Here is a 17,350-nt window from a genome sequence, read left to right on the forward strand (position 1 = left end):
ACGGCGATGGCGCGCGGCAACGGCAAGAGTGCAACGGGTGAAGGCCCGGAGTCCCGTGGCGAGATCGCCTATGCCCGCCTGAAGGAAGCGATCCAGGCAGGCGCGCTCAAGCCCGGCGAGCGGATCCGCGAGATCGAGATGGCCGAGCGGCTGAACATGAGCCGCACCCCGGTGCGCGAGGCGCTGCGCCGGCTCGAGGCAGACGGGCTGCTGAGCTTCGCGCCGTACCGCGGCATGGTGATCGCCGAACTGGATCATCAGGCGGTGATGGAGCTGTACCAGATGCGCGAGGTGCTGGAAGGCACCGCCGCCGGTCTGGCGGCCCGGCACGCGTCGGAGGCCGAGATCGCCGTGCTGCGCGACATCATGGTCACCGATCCGGGCGACGACGCCGATCCGCAGCGTCTGGCCCAGCACAACCGGCAGTTCCACGGCGCCCTCTACCGGGCGGCCCACAACCGCTATCTGCTGAAGACCCTGAACGTACTGCGCGACGCCATGGCGCTGCTCGGCATGACCACGCTGTCGCTGACCGGCCGGTCCGACACCGCCTTCGACGAGCACGACGCAATCGTTCGGGCGATCGAGGAGCACAACCCGGAGGCCGCAGAGGCTGCCGCTCGCGCCCACATCCGTTCAGCCCAGCGGGCGCGGATCCGGCTGATGTTCGGAGAGGAAGCGGCGGCGGCCGGTCCCTCAACGACGAACGGCCCGGCGGAAGGCCGGGCCGTATCGGACGGCGGCTGACGCCGCAAACCGTAAAGCTGCTTACTGCAGGCGGGTCGGGATCTCGGCGACCGCGTCGGCCACCAGCCGGGATCGAACCGAGCCATCGATGTTCGATTCGATGAGCTGCCGGGTCGCGGCCATCGCCAGGTCGACCATCTGCTCGCGAACGTCCTGCAGCGCCTTGGCTTCGGCGGCGGCAATCTTCTCGACTGCCAACTGCTCGCGCCGGGCGAGGGACGCCTCAAGTTTCTTCTCACCGTCCTCGCGCATCCGCTTCGCTTCTTCGCGGGCGTGCGCCAGGATCGCCTCGGCTTCCTTCAGCGCGTCGCGCTGCAGGCGCTGGTAGTTCGCCTTGGCGGCCTGGGCCTCCTCGCGGAGGTTCTGAGCCTCCTCGAGCCGGTTCCGGATCTCGTCGGCCCGGGCGTCGAGGGCGGTTGTCACCTTCTGCCAGACCATCTTGAACGTCAGGGCGACGAACAGGACGAACGAGACGGCAACCCAGAATGTCGGATCGGCGAACATCAGCTGGTTCCTCCGGCGGCCGCTTCGACTGCCTTCTCGACGGCCTTGGCCGACGGCTCCACGCCGATCAGCTTGGCGGTGGCAGCGGCCGCGGTTTCGCTGGCGACGGTCCGCAGGCTCGCCAACGCTTCGTCCCGCTGCTTGCCGATGCGGGTCTCGGCGGTCTTGGTCTTGCGGTTCAGCTTCTTCGCCGCCTCGGCCTCTGCCTCGGCATGCTCCTTGGCGACCACCTCGGCGGTCTCGCGGAACAGGTCCTGGGCCTTGCCGCGGGCTCCGGCCAGCGCCTTCTCGTACTCGGCCTGGACCGCCGCCGCCTCCGAGCGCAGCCGTTCGGCCGTCTCGATGTCGTCGGCAATCCGCTCCTGGCGCTCTTCGAGCACCTCGGCGATCTTCGGCAGCGCCACCTTCGACATGATGGCGTAGAGGACCACGAAGGCGACGATCAGCCAGAAGATCTGCGTCGGGTAGGTGTGCACGTCGAGCTGCGGCAGACCGCCGCCGCCCTGCCCGCCGTCGGAAGCGGCCAGTGCGGACGACGCAGCCATGCCCGTAAGGGCGGCCATGCCGACAGTCGATCCGCGCAGCCACGCGTTGCGCATCATGCCTTCACCCTCCTCGCGGGAGAGCCGCACCGGTAGTACCGGTGCCGCCCGGATCAGGTGAACAGGATGAGGAACGCGATCAGCAGCGCGAACAGCGCGACGGCTTCCGTCAGCGCAAAGCCCAGAATGCCGATGCCGAACACTTCGTTGCGGGCGGCCGGGTTGCGGGCGATCGAAGCGATCAGGGTTGAGAAGATGTTGCCGATACCGACGCCGACGCCCATCAGGGCGATCACGGCAATGCCGGCTCCGATCATCTTGGCGGATGCGAGGTCCATGATATGCGTCCTTCCGTTTAGCGAGAATGGTGGTCAGTGGGTGCGGCGGCCTGCTCAGTGATGCAGGTGCAGGGCGTCGCGGAGATAGATGCAGGTCAGGATCGTGAACACGTAGGCCTGCAGGACGGCGACCAGGATTTCAAACCCGGTCAGCGCGACCAGCACGACCATCGGGGCCACGCCGAACACGCCGAGCGCGACCACGAAGCCACCGAACACCTTCATCATGGTGTGGCCGGCCATCATGTTCGCGAACAACCGAACCGACAGGCTGATCGGGCGCGAGAGATACGACAGGATCTCGATCGGGATCAGCAGCGGCGCCATGTAGATCGGTGCGCCCGCCGGGAAGAAGAAAGTCAGGAAGTGCACGCCGTGCCGCACGATGGCAACCAGCGTGACGCCGATGAACACCGTGATCGCCAGGGCGAAGGTGACGATGATCTGGCTGGTGAACGTGTAGCTGTACGGCACCATGCCCAGCATGTTGCCGAGCAGGATGAACATGAACAGCGCGAAGATGAACGGGAAGTACGGCCGGCCGTCAGAGCCGACGTTCTCGCGCACCATGTTCGCAATGAATTCGTAGGACAGTTCCGCCATCGACTGCCAGCGGTTCGGCACCAGGTGCCGGCCGCGCATCGACTGGATCAGGAACACCGCAACCGCCGCCACCGCCAGCGCCATGAACAGCGCGGAGTTGGTGAACGAGAGATCCACGCCCCCGATCTCGATCGGGACCAGTGGCTTCAGCTTGAACTGCTCAACCGGCGACGCCACGCGCTGCTACCCCTCTCGCTTCGTCTCATCCCGGCGACCGTCGTCCGCGCTGTCCGTAGGCTTGCGGTAACCGACCGCCATCCCTTGGCCCATCGCGGCGCGGTAGACATTCATCATGCCACCCGCGGCCCCGAGAAAGAAAAACACGATCATCAGCCAGGGGCCTGTCCCCAACCAATAATCCAGCGCATACCCGATTCCGGTCCCGACGGCGACCCCTGCCACCATCTCGACCCCGACCCGAAACGCCAGACCCATGGCCGACCCCGGAAGGTTCGGCGAGAGCATCTCCGACTGCCGCACCCGGTCCTCGGAGCCCCGTGCCTTTTTCAGGCGGGCATCCAGATCATCGAGCGAAGGCGGGGAGTCTCGGTCTTGCATCCCCGGACCAGGGTTCCGCGGTCGCCCGCGGCCCAAAATCGGTTGTGATAGCGGGCAAGTTCACGCTTTCGGCATGCGCCCACCCGCACCTTGCCGGTCCCCCGGCGAAAGCGGCGCAACCATACGCACGGCCCCTAGGGGTGTCAAGGCTGTGCGCCGCAGTGCGAAAGGTCGATAATCGGTTGAAACAAAACGATGTTTTGAATGGATCGAATTCAGCTTGCGTCGCGCAGCCGCTCGGCGCGCGCCAAGTCGACCGAGACCAGCTGGCTGACGCCGCGTTCGGCCATGGTCACGCCGAACAGCCGGTCCATGCGCGCCATGGTCAGGCGGTGGTGGGTGATCACCAGGAAGCGTGTGCCGGTCTCCTTGACGATGTCGTGCAGCAGCGAGCAGAACCGGTCGACGTTGGAATCGTCCAACGGGGCGTCGACCTCGTCGAGCACGCAGATCGGCGACGGGTTGGTCAGGAACACCGCGAACACCAGAGCGACGGCGGTGAGCGCCTGCTCGCCGCCGGACAGCAGCGACAGGTGCTGCATCTTCTTGCCCGGCGGGCTGGCCAGGATCTCCAGGCCGGCATCCAGTGGGTCGTCGGCTTCGGTCAGCTTCAGGTGGGCCTCGCCGCCGCCATACAGCCGGCGGAACAGCGTCTGGAAGTGGCCATCGACCCGGGTGAACGCCTCGAGCAGCCGCTCGCGGCCCTCGCGGTTCAGCGAGGCGATGGCGCCGCGCAGCCGCTGGATCGCCGCGGTCAAATCGTCGCGCTCGTTCTCCATGCCCTGGATCTGCTGGTCGAGCTCTTCCAGCTCGGTCTCGGCCCGCAGGTTCACCGGCCCGATCGATTCGCGCTCGCCGATCAGGCGATCGAGCTTCGACTGGGTCGGGGCCGCGTCGGGAAGCGGCTCGCTTGCGTCGATCCCTGCCGCCTCCAGGATCTTGTCCGGCGCGCAGTCCAGGCGCTCGGCGATGCGCTCGCGCTCGACCCGCAGAGTCTGGTTGATCTGCTCCAGCGCCGCTTCGGCGCGGATCCGGGCCTCGCGGGCCTCGGCGGCCGCGCGCTCGGCGTCGCGGGCGACCCGGTCGAGTTCGGCCTGCTGGCTTTCGGCGGCGATCAGACGGTCGGCGGCGGCCCGGCGATTGGCTTCCGACGTTTCGAGCTTCTCGGTCAGCACCCGGCGCTGGACCTTGATCTGCTCGGGGCGGGCCTCCAGCCGCGTGATCTCGGCCTGCTCGGCGTCGCGCCGGCCGTCGAGTTCGCCGACCCGGGTCTCGGCGCGGGTCCGCCGATCGGTCCAGGTGGTGATCTCCTGGACCACCTGGGCCAGACGGGTGCGCCGCGCGGCGCTCTCGCGGACCAACCGGTCGTGCTCGGTGCGGGCTTCGACCAGATTGGCCCGACGTTCGGCAAGGGTGGCGCGGTGCGACTGTGAGTCGCGGCGCAGGGCATCGACGTCGGGGAGTTCGGAAAGTCCCGCCTCGGCGGCCTCGCGCTGCGTGGTTGCCTCGGCCCGTTCTTCGGCCAGCCGCACGACCCCTTCGTCGAGGGCGGACAGCTTGGTCTCTACGGCGGAAACCCGGGCGTCCAGTTCGGCTGCGCGCGACCGCGCGGCGGAGCGGGCGGTCGATGCCTCGGACAGGCGGTTGCGCGCGGCCTCCACCGCCTCGTCGGCGGCGGCCAGGCGGGCCTCGGCCTCGGACACGGCGGCGCGGGCCGTGGTTCGGTCGCTCGCCCGGGTGGCGAGATCCCGGTCGAGTTCGGCCAGCCGGTTGCGCCGCTCCAGACGGATCGCCGTGGCCGATGGTGCCCCCGGGGCCAGCGTGTAGCCGTCCCAGCGCCACACTCCTCCGGCGCGAGTCACGATCCGTGCGCCGGCAGGCAGGTTGGCCTGGGCGGCGCGGGCGGCGGCAGGGTCGGACGCGATGCCGACTCGGGCCAGCCGCCGTCTAAGGGCTTCGGGCGCCGTCACTTGCGGCGCCAGCGGCTCGACCCCTTGCGGCCACGCCGGATCGTCGGTCGCCGGGCCGGGGGTCCGCCAGCCAGTGGTGGTGTCGCCGTCGCCGTCGCCCAGCGCCGGGGCTTCCAGGTCATCGCCGAGCGCCGCGCCGAACGCGGTCTCCCAGCCTGGCTTCACGGTTACCTGGTCGACGATCGGCGCCCGCTTGTCCTGCTTCTGCACCAGCAGGCGGCGCAGACCGTCAGCCTCTGCCTCAAGGGCGGCAACCGCGGAGTCGATGGCGCGCAGGGCATCGCGTGCCTGCTGGTCGTTCGTCTTGGCGGCTTCGCGCGACTCCCGTGCGGCGGGAACTTCGGCTTCGGCTTCGGCGACGGCGGTTTCGGCGCCTGCAACCGCCTTGGTCGCGGCCTCGCGCTCGGCGGCGGGGACTGCCTGTCGCGCCAACTCGGCACGGCGTTCGGCCATCTCGGCCTGCTGGCGCTCCAGCCGGGCGATGCGGTCGGCAGACTGCCGGATCTGGCGCTCAAGGGCGGCGCGGCGGGCATCCGCCACGGCAATCGCCTCGGTCGCCTTGTGAACCGCTTCTTCGGCTTCTTCGGCCGCCCGATTGATCCGGGTCAGTTCGGCTTGGCTGGCGGCCTGTGCCTCGGCTTCGCCGTCGCCGGCCTCGGTCAGGCCATCGCGCTCCTCGGACAGGCGGGCCAGGGTGGCAGCAGCCTCCTCGAGAAGCGCACGTTCGCGCCCGGCGTCGTCGGCGACCTGGCGCAGACGGGTCTCAGCCTCGCTGAGGGCGGTGGCGATCCGACGTTCCTCGGCGTCCAGCCCGCCGCGGGCGATGGTCAGCCGCTGCAGTTCGGCTGACGCGGCAGCCTCGGTCTGCCGCAGCTCCGGCAGTGCCGCGGCGGCCTCAAGCTGGGCGGTCGACGCCTTGGCGGCAGCCTCGGTGGCCTGCGCCACGCGGTCGCCGGCCTGAGCCAGCGTGCGGCCGGCCACTTCACGCTCCGCCATGGTGGCGGTCCAGCGGCGGTGCAGGACGATCGATTCGGCTCGTCGGATCTGTTCGCTCAGCGCCCGGTAGCGTTGGGCTTGCTTGGCCTGCCGACGCAGCGCATGACGCTGGCCTTCCAGCGCCTTCATCACGTCATCGAGGCGTTCGAGGTTCTGCTCGGCGGCCTTCAGGCGCAGCTCGGCCTCGTGCCGGCGGGAGTGCAGGCCGCGAATGTTGGCCGCTTCCTCCAGCAGGACGCGGCGATCCTGCGGCTTGGCCTGGACGATCGAGCCGATCTTGCCCTGGCTGACCAGGCCGGCGGACCGGGCGCCGGTGGCGGCGTCGGCGAACAGCAGCTGCACGTCACGGGCCCGGACCTCGCGGCCGTTGACCCGGTAGTGCGAACCGCGTTCCCGCTCGATCCGCCGGATGATCTCCAGTTCCTCGCTGTCGTTGAACTGGGCGGGAGCCCGCCGGTCTTCGTTGGCGACCAGCAGCGAGACCTCGGCCATGTTGCGCTTCGGGCGCGCGGTGGTGCCGCCGAAGATGATGTCGTCCATGCCGCCGCCGCGCATCTGCTTGGCGGACGACTCTCCCATGACCCAGCGCAGCGCCTCGACCAGATTGGATTTGCCGCAGCCGTTCGGACCCACCACGCCGGTCAGGCCGGGTTCAATGATGACTTCCGTCGGGTCGACGAAGGACTTGAACCCGGCGAGGCGCAGCTTGCTGAAATGCACCGCGTGACGTCTCCGGTCAGCCGAGCTGCGGGTCGATGGCCTTCTGGAAGGCTTCGAACGGCTGCGCGCCGACAACCTTCTGATCGCCGATCACGAAGGTCGGGGTCGAACTGACGTCATGGTCCTTCTGGCCGGCGAGCCGGAACTGCAGGATGCCGTCCATCAGCTTCTCGTCGGTCATGCAGGCGTCGGCCTGTTCGGGGCTGATGCCGGCCAGCCGGCCGATCTGCTTGATGGCACCGACCGGATCGGTGGCACGGGACCACTTCGACTGCTGGGCGAACAGCATGTCCATCAGCGGGAAGTACCGGCTGTCCGGGGCGCAGCGCGCCATGGCGGCGGCCCGCAGCGCGTACTGGTCGAGCGGGAAGTCGCGCATCTCAAGCTTGAGCTTGCCGGTGTTGATGTAGGTCTCGCGGATCTGCGGCAGCGTCTCCTTGTGGAAGGTGGCGCAGTGCGGGCAGGTCAGCGACGAGTATTCGATCATGGTCAGCTTGGCGTTCGGGTCACCCTCAACGCGTGGCTTCAGCGCCGCATCGTGATCCACAGCCGCCCATGAAAAGCGTGGGATCAAGATCGATACCCCGAGGGCCAGAAGGCCAATATTTAGTGTCCTGCGGTTCATTCTCAGACCCTCAATACCAGATGTTGATGAACATACGCTGAAGCCGACATCCCAGGCAAGCCGTGCATAGACGCCGATTCAGGCTATTTTTCGGCGGGCTTGGCGCCACGCACCGCCTCGCCGAGCGCGGCCAGCCGCCGCCGCAACTCGGGATCAGACACCGCTGCCACCCGTTCAGCCACGCCGGCCCGCTCGGCCAGAGACAGCGGGCGCATCGGGCGCAGGCGCGGTTTGGGCTTGGCGGGTAGCGGCCCCTGGCGGATCGCCACTCGAGCCACCGCGGCCCAGCCGAAATGCGCGTTCACCCGCTCGATCAACTGGGGCAGTGCATGTTGCAGTTCAAGCGCGCGGGCGGGGGCCGCCAGCAATCGCAGGGTCGCGCCATCGCGCTTGCCGCGCGGAAAGGCCAGCGACTCGGGCAGGCAGGAGGCGGCCAGGTCGGTGCCGACGATCAGTGGCCAGTCGTGCACGATCCGGCCTTCGACGAAACCGCGCTTGCGCAGCAGCGGATCGGTCAGCCCCGGCGTCACCCCGGCAAGCGCGCGCAGCCCGGCGCGCCGGGTGCCGGAAGCGGGCTTGAGGGTCGGCTTGGAGCGCGGCGCGCCTGAGCTGTCTTCGGTCATACGTTCTCGCTGTATCGGCTGGCCTGTCGGCGGCCCCATCCGTATCTTGCCAGCCCATGGACGCTTTCGCACCTCACGACGCCGCCACTTCCGCGTTACCCGGCCTGTTGCTGGCCTGGTACGACCGGCACCGGCGGCGGATGCCGTGGAGGGCCGGGCCGGGCCAGCCGGCCGATCCCTACCGGGTCTGGCTGAGCGAGATCATGCTGCAGCAGACCACTGTTGCCACCGTGGGCCCGTACTTCAACCGGTTCATCGAGCGCTGGCCGACGGTGCGTGATCTGGCGGCCTCCCCGCTCGACGAGGTGCTGTCGGCCTGGGCCGGGCTCGGCTACTACGCCCGGGCACGCAACCTGCACGCTTGCGCGAAGGCGGTGGTCGACCGGCATGACGGTGTGTTCCCCGGTACCGAGGCGGCGCTGCTGTCCCTTCCGGGTGTCGGCGCCTACACCGCCGCCGCGGTCGCCGCCATCGCGTTCGACCGCAAGGCGACGGTGGTCGACGGCAATGTCGAGCGGGTGATGGCCCGGATGTTCGCGGTCGAGGAACCGATGCCGGCAGCCAAGCCGCGGCTGAGGGAACTGGCGGCAACCCTGACTCCCGAACGCCGGCCCGGCGACTACGCTCAGGCGGTGATGGACTTGGGTGCCACGGTGTGCACGCCGCGCAGCCCGACCTGCCTGTCCTGCCCCTGGTCAGGGTCGTGCCAGGGCCGCATCGGGGGAATCGCGGAGGCGTTGCCGCGAAAGTCACCGAAATCCGACAAGCCGACCCGCAGGGGAACCGCGTTCGTGGTGCTCAGCGGTCCGGGCAACCTGCTGCTGCGGCAGCGCCAGGCCAAGGGCATGCTCGGTGGCATGCACGAGGTGCCGGCCACGCCCTGGGACAGTAAGACAGGCTGGGAGGTGGATGCGGACGACCACGCGCCGGTGAGTGGCGCAGCCTGGATCGCGATCCCCGGTGTCGTGCGCCACACCTTCAGCCACTTTCACCTGGAACTCGAGGTGACTGCCGTGCGGCTGGGCGACGAGCCGGCGCTCGACGGCGGGCAGTGGTGGCCGATCGACGCGTTGGACAGTGCGGCTTTGCCGACGGTGATGGTGAAGGTGGTGCGCCAGGCGCTGATGCATCTGGCGTAGTTTGGCCGGTCAGTGCCGGAAGTGGCGCATCCCGGTGAACACCATGGCCAGGCCCTTCTCGTCCGCGGCGGCGATCACGTCGTCGTCGCGCATCGACCCGCCGGGCTGGATGACGGCGGTGGCGCCGGCCTCGGCGACCGCCAGCAGGCCGTCGGCGAACGGGAAGAAGGCGTCGGACGCGGCGGACGATCCGATGGTGCGCGGCTCGGCCCAACCGGCGGCCTTGGCGGCATCTTGCGCCTTCTGGGCGGCGATGCGGGCGGAGTCGATCCGGCTCATCTGACCGGCACCAATGCCGGCGGTCGAGCCGTCCTTGACATAGACGATGGTGTTCGACTTGACGTGCTTGCCGATCCGGAAGGCCAGCAGCAGGTCCTTCATCTCCTGGTCGGTCGGCGCCCGCTTGGTGACGACCCTGAGGTCGGCGGCGGCTATCCGGCCGGCGTCGCGCGATTGCACCAGCAGGCCGCCCGCCAGGTTCTTGACCATCCGGCCCGGGGCCGCCGGATCGGGCAAGCCGCCGGTGCGCAGCAAGATCCGCGGGTTCTTCTTGGCGGCAAACACCGCGATGGCGTCGTCATCGAATTCCGGCGCGATGATCACCTCGCTGAAGATCCGGCCGATCTTCTCGGCCGTCTCGCCGTCCAGAGTGCGGTTGAGGGCGACGATCCCGCCATAGGCGCTGACCGGGTCGCACGCCAAGGCCGCGTCCCAAGCCGCGCTCAAGGTGTCGGCAACCGCCACGCCGCAGGGGTTGGCATGCTTGATGATGGCGATGCCGGTCTCGTCCAGCTCGGCCACCAGTTCGAAGGCGGCGTCGGTGTCGTTCAGGTTGTTGTAGCTGAGCGCCTTGCCCATCAACTGCTCGGCGGTGGCCACGCCGATCCGGGCGTCACCCGTCCTGTAGAAGGCGGCCTGCTGGTGCGGGTTCTCGCCGTAGCGCAGGACCTGCGGGGCGGAGCCCGCCAGGGTGAAGCGGCGCGGGAACGGATCGTCCAACTCGTTCGCCAGCCATCCGGCAATCGCCGAATCGTAGGCGGCGGTGCGGGCATAGGCGGTGGCCGCCAGGCGGCGGCGCAGGGCGCGCGAAGTCGAGCCCTGGTTTGCGCGCATCTCCTCCAGCACCGCGGCGTAGTCCTCGGTGTCGACCACCACAGTGACGAAGTCGTGGTTCTTCGAGGCGGCGCGGATCATCGCCGGGCCGCCGATGTCGATGTTCTCGACCGACTCGTCCCAGCCGGCGCCGCGGGCGCGGGTCGCTTCGAACGGGTAGAGGTTGACCACCAGCAGGTCGATCGGGTCGATGCCGTGGGCCTGCATCGCCGTCACGTGGTCGGGCAGGTCGCGGCGTCCGAGCAGGCCGCCGTGGATCGTCGGGTGCAGGGTCTTGACCCGACCGTCCATGATCTCCGGGAAGCCGGTGCGGTCGGCGACTTCAACCACCGGCACGCCGGCGTCGGCCAGGGCCTTGGCGGTGCCGCCGGTCGACAGGATCTCGACGCCCATCCCGGCGAGGGCCCGGCCGAACTCGACCAGACCGGTCTTGTCGGACACGGAAATCAGGGCACGGGCGATGGAGACGCGATCGATCTCGGCCATCGGGGCAAGCTCCTAGCAGCGCAACAATCAGGCTTGGCCGGGCTTATCCTCGCTCGGCGGCGCCCGGTCAACCGGAGTCGACGGCGGCCCCGGCGGCAGCTTGCCCTGCTTGCGCAGGCGCGACTCGCGGATGCCGATATAGGTGGCGCTGGCGAAAATCAGGCCGCCACCGGCCCAGGTCCAGATGTCCGGCACTTCGCCGAACAGCGCGAAGCCGATGGCCGAGGCCCAGATCAGCTTGGTGAAGTCGACGGGCAGAACGGCGGAGGCGTCGGCCAGCTTGAACGATTGGTTCATCGCGGTCTGTGCAATCGTACCGACCACCCCGATCGCCGCCAGCCACGCCAATTGCTCCAAGCCGGGCCACGTCCAGTAGGGAATGGCGACCACGAGGCAGATCGGCGACAGGAAGATCGAGGCGTAGGCGGTGATGGTCACGCTGGATTCGGTGCGGGTCAGGACCTTGATGATCATCAGCGCGAATGCCCAGACCACGGATGAGGCGACGACCAGCAGCGGGCCGAGGCCGACATCGACCACGCCGGGTCGCAGGATGATCAAGGTGCCGGCGAAGCCGATTAGGATCGCGGTCCAGCGCCGCAGCCGGACCACCTCGCCTAGCATCAGCATGGCCAGCAGCGTGGCGAACAGCGGGGCGGTGAAGCCCAGTGCGGCCACCGTGGCCAGCGGCGTGATCGAAAGGCTGTAGAAGAACATCAGCATCGCCGCCGCGTTCAGCAGGCCGCGGTAGGCGAACAGCTTGACGTTCTTGGTCCTCAACGGCACCCACCCCTGGCGCATGAAGACCGGTGCCAGGGCGACGAAGCCGAAGAACACCCGGAAGAATGCGATCTCGAAAGGGTGCATCTCGTCGCTCAGATGCCGGATGGCCGCGTGCATGAAGCTGAACGCCGCGGCGGCGACGGCCATCATCAGTACGCCGGCAAGCGGAGCGGGAATCGAGAAGGCCTTGGATGGGCTGGGGCTGGCTGTCACCGGTGGAAACTAGTCGCCATGCTGCAGTGCGACAAGCGCCCGTCGGGAAACGGTGCCGTGTGCTGTGCCGGTCAGCCCGTCACCATCGGCAGGTTCGGGTCGGTGACCCACTCCGACAGCGAGTTGTCGTACAGCGCGACGTTGCCGTGCCCGAGACGGGTCAGCCAGAAGGTGGTGACGCTGGCGGCGATCCCACCGCCGCAATACGGCACGACCCGCTCGGCGTCGAGCGCGCCCGAGCCGCGCATCATGTCGGCGATCTCGGCTTGCGGCTTGAAGGCGTTGGTGGCGGGGTCGAGCAGTTCGCGCGACGCGACGTTGACCGAGCCGGCAATCCGGCCGGGCCGGCCGTAGTGGCTGCCGTCGCCGCGATGCTGTTCGGGAGACAGCGCGTTTATGACGCAGGCACCGCTGCCAAGCGCTTCCAGCACGCCGTCGCGCCCGACAACCAGGTGCGGCCGGGGCATGGCGGTCATGGTGGCCGCCGGATAGTGCGCAACGCCGGTTTCAACCGGCCGGTCCTCGGCCTGCCATTTCTTCAGTCCGCCATCCAGCACGGCGGCCTTGTCGAAGCCGGCGACCCGCAGCATCCACCAGAACCGGGTGGCCCAGCTCGGGTTGTCGGCGGCGTACAGGACGACCGCCGTGTCGTCGCCGATGCCATGGGCGCCGAACGACTCGGCCAGCCGCTGCGGGCTTGGCATGGTGAAGCGGAACGCGCCGGCCGGATCGGAGAAGTCGTCGCCGGTAATGTCGAGGAAGGCAGCTTGCGGAAGATGCGCCGCCTCGTAGGCCGGGCGACCCGTCTCGGCGCGCAGAGTGGTCTTGGGATCGGGCAGCAGGAAGCAGGTGGTATCGAACACACGCAGGCCGGGCGAGCCAAGATGCGCCGCCAGCCAGTCGGTGGATACCAGACTGTCCGGCAGGGTGATGAGGCTTGATCCGGTCATGGCTGCGTGCTCCCTTGTCGGTGTCCATGGTGCCTGTCGGTGCCGAGCATACCCGGAAATCATCTGATGCCGCTCGTCACCAAGTGGCGCGCCGCTTTCGCGGCAGTACCTCCGAACGTCCAGGGAATGTTGTGGATCGCCCTGTCCGGGCTGATCTTCTCCTGCTTCATGGCGCTGGTCCGCCATGTCGGCTCGCACATGGACCCGATCCAGACTTCGTTCATGCGCTACGGGTTCGGCCTGTTGTTCCTGGCGCCGTTCTTCATTCGCCTGCGCTGGCCGGACGTGGTGGCGGCCAACCTGAAGCTGCACCTTCTGCGTGGCCTGATGCACGGCACCGGGGTGATGCTGTGGTTCTATGCCATGACCCGGATCCCGCTCGCCGAGGTGACGGCGATCGGGTTTACCAACCCGGTGTTCGCAACCATCGGCGCGGTCCTGTTTTTGCGTGAAAGCATCAGGCTGCCTCGGATCGTTGCCGTCGTAGTGGGGCTGTTCGGAGCGCTGCTGATCGTGCGGCCGGGGTTTGCCGAGGTGGATCCGGGTGCCATCGCCATGCTGATCGCGGCGCCGATCTTCGCCGCCTCGGACCTGTGCGCGAAGTCACTGACCCGGCGGGAGAGCGGTCCGGCGGTTGTGGCCTACCTGTCGATCATCGTGACCCTGGTGACATTCGTTCCGGCCATGCTGGTCTGGAAGGCGCCGACGATCGACGAGTGGATCATCACCATCGTGATCGCCGGGTTGGCGACCGTCGGGCACCTGTGCATGACCCAGGGCTTCAAGGTCGGCGAGATGTCGGCGATCCAGGCGGCCAAGTTCCTGCAGCTGCTGTGGTCGGCTCTGATCGGCTATGCGATGTTCGCCGAAGCGCCCGGCCTGTACACCTGGATCGGGTCGGCGATCATCATCGCAAGCGCGTTGTACATCGCGCATCGCGAGTCGCGGGCCCGGCAGGTCGGCCGCCCGACCGTCGAGCCGGCCAAGACCAGCCGCACCACCGGGGATTAGGCGCCGGTTTGGCGCGAGGCGGTTTGGCCGGTATCCAGGATGGACGCAGGCGGAGACGGATTCTGCCCGTCCTGATCCGGGTCGACGAATCGCCGCTCGGCGTCCTTCAGCGCCGCCATGATGCAGCGACCGGTGGGCCCGCCGTCATCGTCGATGCGGTGTCGAAGGGCGACCGTTACGCCGTCAAGATGCGCTCGCAGGAAGGCGACCAGCCGGGGGCCGAGCCGGTGGCGTCCGGCGCTGTACTTGGCCAGCGAGCGGTTGATGGCGCCCATCAGCAGCAGGCCACGCTCCGATGAAAGGTCGGCGCATTGCACGGCCTGAGTGTTCAGCCGGGTCAGCAGGCGCGGCGCCAGCGTTGCCTGCAGATGCCGCCAGGTTTCGCCCATCGCCTCGGCTTGACGTCCGAGCATGCCCAGCCCCTCGCGTTTCTTGACCACGATATGGGCGACCGCCGGGTTCAGAGTGGCGCGTCTCAGGCCGTTGCGCAGCGACAGGGCGGTAGGCGAGGGGGTGTTGCCGGCCGGCAGGCGCTTGAACCGGAATCCGGTGGTTTCCGGCGCGATGTCGTAGACCGGGGCGGTCGAGGCGATCGATTGTTCGATCGCGAGGGTCCTGCGGCGCTGGTCGGCGTCGGCGGTGTCGCCGGCACGACGCCGCTCCGGTCCCACATAGGCACCGCTGACCAGGAAGTCGGAGCGATCGAGCGGCCAGCGCTGAACTGCGGCAGCAAGCGTTTCTGGCTGGAACGGCCGGCTGAGCGACAGCAGGCAGCCGGCGTGCATTGCGCGACGGATGTCCTGGGGCTGCATCCCGGTGCCGATCAATCCGATGGCCAGCCCGGGGTACGGGCTTGCCGGATCGCGCCGGATGAAGTTGAACACCGCATGCGCCGGCTCCGGAGCCAGGTCCCGGTCGAGCAGGGCGATGGTGAAGTGGTGGCGCGGGTCGCGCAGTTGGTCGACCGCCTCGGTCGAGGTCGCGACCCATTCGATTGAAGTGTCGTCCAGCGCGGGATAGGCGTTGTGGATGCGGACCGCATCATCGCGCTGGCCGCTGGCGACCAGAATGCGTCCCTCCTGCCGCTGCGTCATGTTCGACTCCCCGTCCTGGTTGTAACGCAGTCCACGGAGCAAGAGGCGTGCCGGTTGTCGGCTTAACCAACTGAGTCATTCACGGATAACGAGTCCGGGTCGCCGGCCGGCGATGAATGGTGGGATCCGGGGAAGTCGAACCGGCCCGGTTGCAGGTGAACGGGAGGATTCTGCCGGGTATGCCGTGCCTATCGTTCCTCGACGGGGGCGTCCATGCCCGGAATACGAGCGTCCGAAATGTAGCTTCGGCAGTGTCGCTCGAACGCCTGGACCAGCCGGGACGTCCTGAGTTGCGCCAGCGTGGCGATGCCGATCCGCATGGGCGCGTGTTCGCCCGCCAGCGGAACGCGGACCACTCGCCGGCCGTCCAGGGCCAGATCGGAACGAGGCCGCACGTTGGCCAGCGTGTAGCCATAGCCGTTGGCGACCATCGTGCGCACGACGTCCTGGTGCGGCGAGCGGGAGTGGATGATCGGTTGCACGCCCTCTTTCATGAACAGGGCCAGGAAGTACTCCCGGCTCATTGGCAGGTCGAGCAGGACCAGGGGTTCGGCGGCCAACGCCGCGAGCGTCACAGCGGCGTGCCTGGCCATCGGATGGGATTCGGCGACCAGCGCGTGCGGCGGCAGGCTGGCGAGCGGCGTGAACGTGATGCCATCGGGGATCTGCAGGTCATATGTGACCGCAACATCGATCTCGGCCCGGCGCAGGCTGTTAAGCAACCACTCCTGATGGTTCTCGTGGTGACGGATCGTCACCTGGGGGACGCGGCGGTGAATGAGTGGGTCAACTCGGGCAGCACCATCGGTGCCATGGTGATCAGGCACCCGACCGCCAGTTCCCCGCGCACTTGCTCGCCGGCTTCCGATGCCACGGCATACAGCCCCTCGGCCTGTTCGATCAGCCGCCTGGCCTCGCGCAGCAGCACCCGGCCCGCCGGAGTCAGGGAAAGGCCCTGGGCATGGTGGCGGATGAACAGCTGTACTCCCAACTCGCGCTCAAGCTGACTGATCGCGGTAGAGATCGACGGCGGCGATATCCGAATGGCCTCGGAGGCCAGGGCGATGCTGCCGGACTCGCCGGCGGCGATGAAATACTGAAGTTGTCGAAAGGTGAAGCGCATGGCTAAGGCGGCGGGTCCCGGTGCGCAGGGCGGCGTGGCTTCGTCGGGCGGGTCTCGGCGTTGCGGCTGACCACAATAGCCGCAAACGCTGTGGTCATTAAGGTGGAGCCGGTGTTGCCGGGCAAATCGACCGTGAGGTTACAAGACGAGCCGGAGTGTCGCGTGACACTCCGGAATTAACGCAGCAGCGGTAGTTGAGGGTGGATTCTTATGGCGATTCCCGCATTGTGCATTTACGAATCGACCCGCTCAGCTTGATCCACGGGCAAATTCCCCTGGAAGCGCAAGCGGCGGTCTTCGTCGACTGTGGCGCATGGGAGGATGACGGTGCCGGCTGAGTTCCGATTCCTGGTCTTCACGCCCAGTGAGGCGGCAGCCGCTCTGACGGCCTATGCCCGAAGCCACAACAAGCCGCTCCCCGAGGGAAAGGTCGTCAACGCCGAACCGGTCGGCGAGAAGGAGATCAACGGCCGGCTCCTGGTGGAGAGCGGTCTTGGCCCGGCCACCATCGTTCCGTTCAAGTCCGAGGAAATCCTGGAGGCGTTGATCGAGGACTGCCTGGCCCGGAAGATCCCGATGCCGATGGTGTCGGAGAAAATCCTGGAACGCCTGCACGGTCGGTTCGCTTTGCGGATCGGGCAGGTCGACTCGGTCGAGATGCTGATGCGGACGCATGCTCCGCCGCAGAACCGCTGAATCGACGCAGGGCAGGAGGTTCGTTTATTGGGGCGCTGTAAACGAACTGTTCAGCCTTGAATGCTAGGACGAACCCGGCTCCCCGATCGCACCCTGGATCGCTCCAGATCAATCATCAAACCCGCATACGGATTGCGCGCAATGGTGAGTTCGTGACTTGGCAATTGGCTGGCTGGGACGACTGTTGACCTGATGTCGAGATGGACTCTCATATGGTTCGCCGTAGGGTTCGGCACGGCGCTTGCGGCGTTGCCGTTGCCGTTGCTGCCTGTCGGTCAGGCCGCTGCGGCCAGCATCCTGATCAAGGCGCCGATTTCCGAGCACCTGCAGCCCACGGAGGATGATTTCGGGTTGTGCCAGCGGCGCGGGATGTCCATGAACCAACTCGTGGTTTTCCTGCCGAAGGGCTCACGCGGGGTGTCGTTCTACTGGGACCGGCGGACCGACCGGTTCGTCCAATACCCGGGCACGTCGGCGTGCTCGGTCTGGGCGAGGCTGGGTTAGAGATCCGGCCTT

General features: G+C 68.0%; 19 protein-coding genes. 5 read left to right on the forward strand and 14 right to left on the reverse strand.

Features of this window, described 5'->3' with window-relative positions:
* Positions 1-6: 6 nt before the first annotated feature.
* A complete protein-coding gene (locus RIC54_RS06230; protein WP_350085490.1) occupies positions 7-747 on the forward strand; it encodes a GntR family transcriptional regulator in 741 nt (246 codons plus the stop codon).
* A gap of 21 nt (positions 748-768) precedes the next feature.
* Here RIC54_RS06230 and atpF read toward each other — a convergent pair whose 3' ends face one another.
* From atpF to RIC54_RS06270, 8 genes are all read right to left on the reverse strand, one after another.
* Positions 769-1,251, reverse strand: coding sequence for a F0F1 ATP synthase subunit B (gene atpF / locus RIC54_RS06235; protein ID WP_350085493.1), 483 nt, complete (start codon positions 1,249-1,251; stop codon positions 769-771).
* Positions 1,251-1,853: a F0F1 ATP synthase subunit B family protein gene (locus RIC54_RS06240; protein ID WP_350085496.1), complete on the reverse strand. Its 603-nt coding sequence runs from the start codon at positions 1,851-1,853 to the stop codon at positions 1,251-1,253. Before RIC54_RS06240 ends, atpF begins: the two co-directional genes overlap by 1 nt.
* 53 nt (positions 1,854-1,906) lie before the next feature.
* Positions 1,907-2,131 carry an ATP synthase subunit C family protein gene (locus RIC54_RS06245; protein ID WP_350085499.1) on the reverse strand — a complete coding sequence of 75 codons (225 nt, stop codon included), beginning with the start codon at positions 2,129-2,131 and terminating at the stop codon, positions 1,907-1,909.
* Positions 2,132-2,185: 54 nt separating this feature from the next.
* Positions 2,186-2,911, reverse strand: a complete 726-nt coding sequence (locus tag RIC54_RS06250; RefSeq protein WP_350085502.1) for a F0F1 ATP synthase subunit A — start codon at positions 2,909-2,911, stop codon at positions 2,186-2,188.
* 6 nt (positions 2,912-2,917) lie between these two features.
* Positions 2,918-3,292 carry an AtpZ/AtpI family protein gene (locus RIC54_RS06255; RefSeq protein ID WP_350085505.1) on the reverse strand — a complete coding sequence of 125 codons (375 nt, stop codon included), beginning with the start codon at positions 3,290-3,292 and terminating at the stop codon, positions 2,918-2,920.
* 215 nt (positions 3,293-3,507) lie between these two features.
* The gene (locus RIC54_RS06260; RefSeq protein WP_350085508.1) at positions 3,508-6,978 is read right to left on the reverse strand and encodes an AAA family ATPase; all 3,471 of its coding nucleotides are present in this window, start codon (positions 6,976-6,978) and stop codon (positions 3,508-3,510) included.
* 16 nt (positions 6,979-6,994) lie between these two features.
* Positions 6,995-7,603: a DsbA family protein gene (locus tag RIC54_RS06265; RefSeq protein ID WP_350085511.1), complete on the reverse strand. Its 609-nt coding sequence runs from the start codon at positions 7,601-7,603 to the stop codon at positions 6,995-6,997.
* A gap of 83 nt (positions 7,604-7,686) precedes the next feature.
* Positions 7,687-8,226 carry a DUF721 domain-containing protein gene (locus RIC54_RS06270; protein ID WP_350085514.1) on the reverse strand — a complete coding sequence of 180 codons (540 nt, stop codon included), beginning with the start codon at positions 8,224-8,226 and terminating at the stop codon, positions 7,687-7,689.
* A gap of 56 nt (positions 8,227-8,282) precedes the next feature.
* On the opposite strand from RIC54_RS06270, the gene mutY reads away from it, so the two are divergent.
* Positions 8,283-9,365 carry an A/G-specific adenine glycosylase gene (mutY, locus tag RIC54_RS06275; protein ID WP_350150861.1) on the forward strand — a complete coding sequence of 361 codons (1,083 nt, stop codon included), beginning with the start codon at positions 8,283-8,285 and terminating at the stop codon, positions 9,363-9,365.
* A gap of 9 nt (positions 9,366-9,374) precedes the next feature.
* Here the strand turns inward: mutY and purH are convergent, their stop codons facing one another.
* The 3 genes from purH to RIC54_RS06290 form a co-directional block, all read right to left on the reverse strand.
* Complete coding sequence (purH, locus tag RIC54_RS06280; protein ID WP_350085520.1) at positions 9,375-10,964, reverse strand: bifunctional phosphoribosylaminoimidazolecarboxamide formyltransferase/IMP cyclohydrolase; 1,590 nt, start codon at positions 10,962-10,964, stop codon at positions 9,375-9,377.
* Between the two features lie 27 nt (positions 10,965-10,991).
* The gene (locus tag RIC54_RS06285) at positions 10,992-11,960 is read right to left on the reverse strand and encodes a DMT family transporter (RefSeq protein WP_350085523.1); all 969 of its coding nucleotides are present in this window, start codon (positions 11,958-11,960) and stop codon (positions 10,992-10,994) included.
* Positions 11,961-12,031: 71 nt separating this feature from the next.
* Entirely contained in the window at positions 12,032-12,910 is an 879-nt protein-coding gene (locus tag RIC54_RS06290; protein ID WP_350085526.1) for a sulfurtransferase, read from the reverse strand.
* A gap of 66 nt (positions 12,911-12,976) precedes the next feature.
* Between RIC54_RS06290 and RIC54_RS06295 the strand changes: the two genes are divergently transcribed.
* Positions 12,977-13,921 carry a DMT family transporter gene (locus tag RIC54_RS06295; protein WP_350085529.1) on the forward strand — a complete coding sequence of 315 codons (945 nt, stop codon included), beginning with the start codon at positions 12,977-12,979 and terminating at the stop codon, positions 13,919-13,921.
* Here RIC54_RS06295 and RIC54_RS06300 read toward each other — a convergent pair.
* The 3 genes from RIC54_RS06300 to RIC54_RS06310 form a co-directional block, all read right to left on the reverse strand.
* Positions 13,918-15,015: a response regulator gene (locus RIC54_RS06300; RefSeq protein ID WP_350085532.1), complete on the reverse strand. Its 1,098-nt coding sequence runs from the start codon at positions 15,013-15,015 to the stop codon at positions 13,918-13,920. The genes RIC54_RS06295 and RIC54_RS06300 overlap by 4 nt on opposite strands.
* A 188-nt stretch (positions 15,016-15,203) precedes the next feature.
* On the reverse strand, positions 15,204-15,737 hold the full coding sequence (locus tag RIC54_RS06305; RefSeq protein ID WP_350150863.1) for a LysR substrate-binding domain-containing protein: 534 nt from the start codon (positions 15,735-15,737) through the stop codon (positions 15,204-15,206).
* A 32-nt stretch (positions 15,738-15,769) separates the two neighbouring features.
* Positions 15,770-16,138: a LysR family transcriptional regulator gene (locus tag RIC54_RS06310; protein ID WP_350085538.1), complete on the reverse strand. Its 369-nt coding sequence runs from the start codon at positions 16,136-16,138 to the stop codon at positions 15,770-15,772.
* Between the two features lie 327 nt (positions 16,139-16,465).
* Between RIC54_RS06310 and RIC54_RS06315 the strand changes: the two genes are divergently transcribed.
* Together RIC54_RS06315 and RIC54_RS06320 are read left to right on the forward strand one after the other, a co-directional pair.
* Positions 16,466-16,834, forward strand: coding sequence for a hypothetical protein (locus RIC54_RS06315; protein WP_350085541.1), 369 nt, complete (start codon positions 16,466-16,468; stop codon positions 16,832-16,834).
* A 192-nt stretch (positions 16,835-17,026) separates the two neighbouring features.
* Positions 17,027-17,338 carry a hypothetical protein gene (locus RIC54_RS06320; protein ID WP_350085544.1) on the forward strand — a complete coding sequence of 104 codons (312 nt, stop codon included), beginning with the start codon at positions 17,027-17,029 and terminating at the stop codon, positions 17,336-17,338.
* Positions 17,339-17,350: the final 12 nt, after the last annotated feature.

Source organism: Thalassobaculum sp., from assembly GCF_040219215.1.
Classification (GTDB): domain Bacteria; phylum Pseudomonadota; class Alphaproteobacteria; order Thalassobaculales; family Thalassobaculaceae; genus Thalassobaculum_A.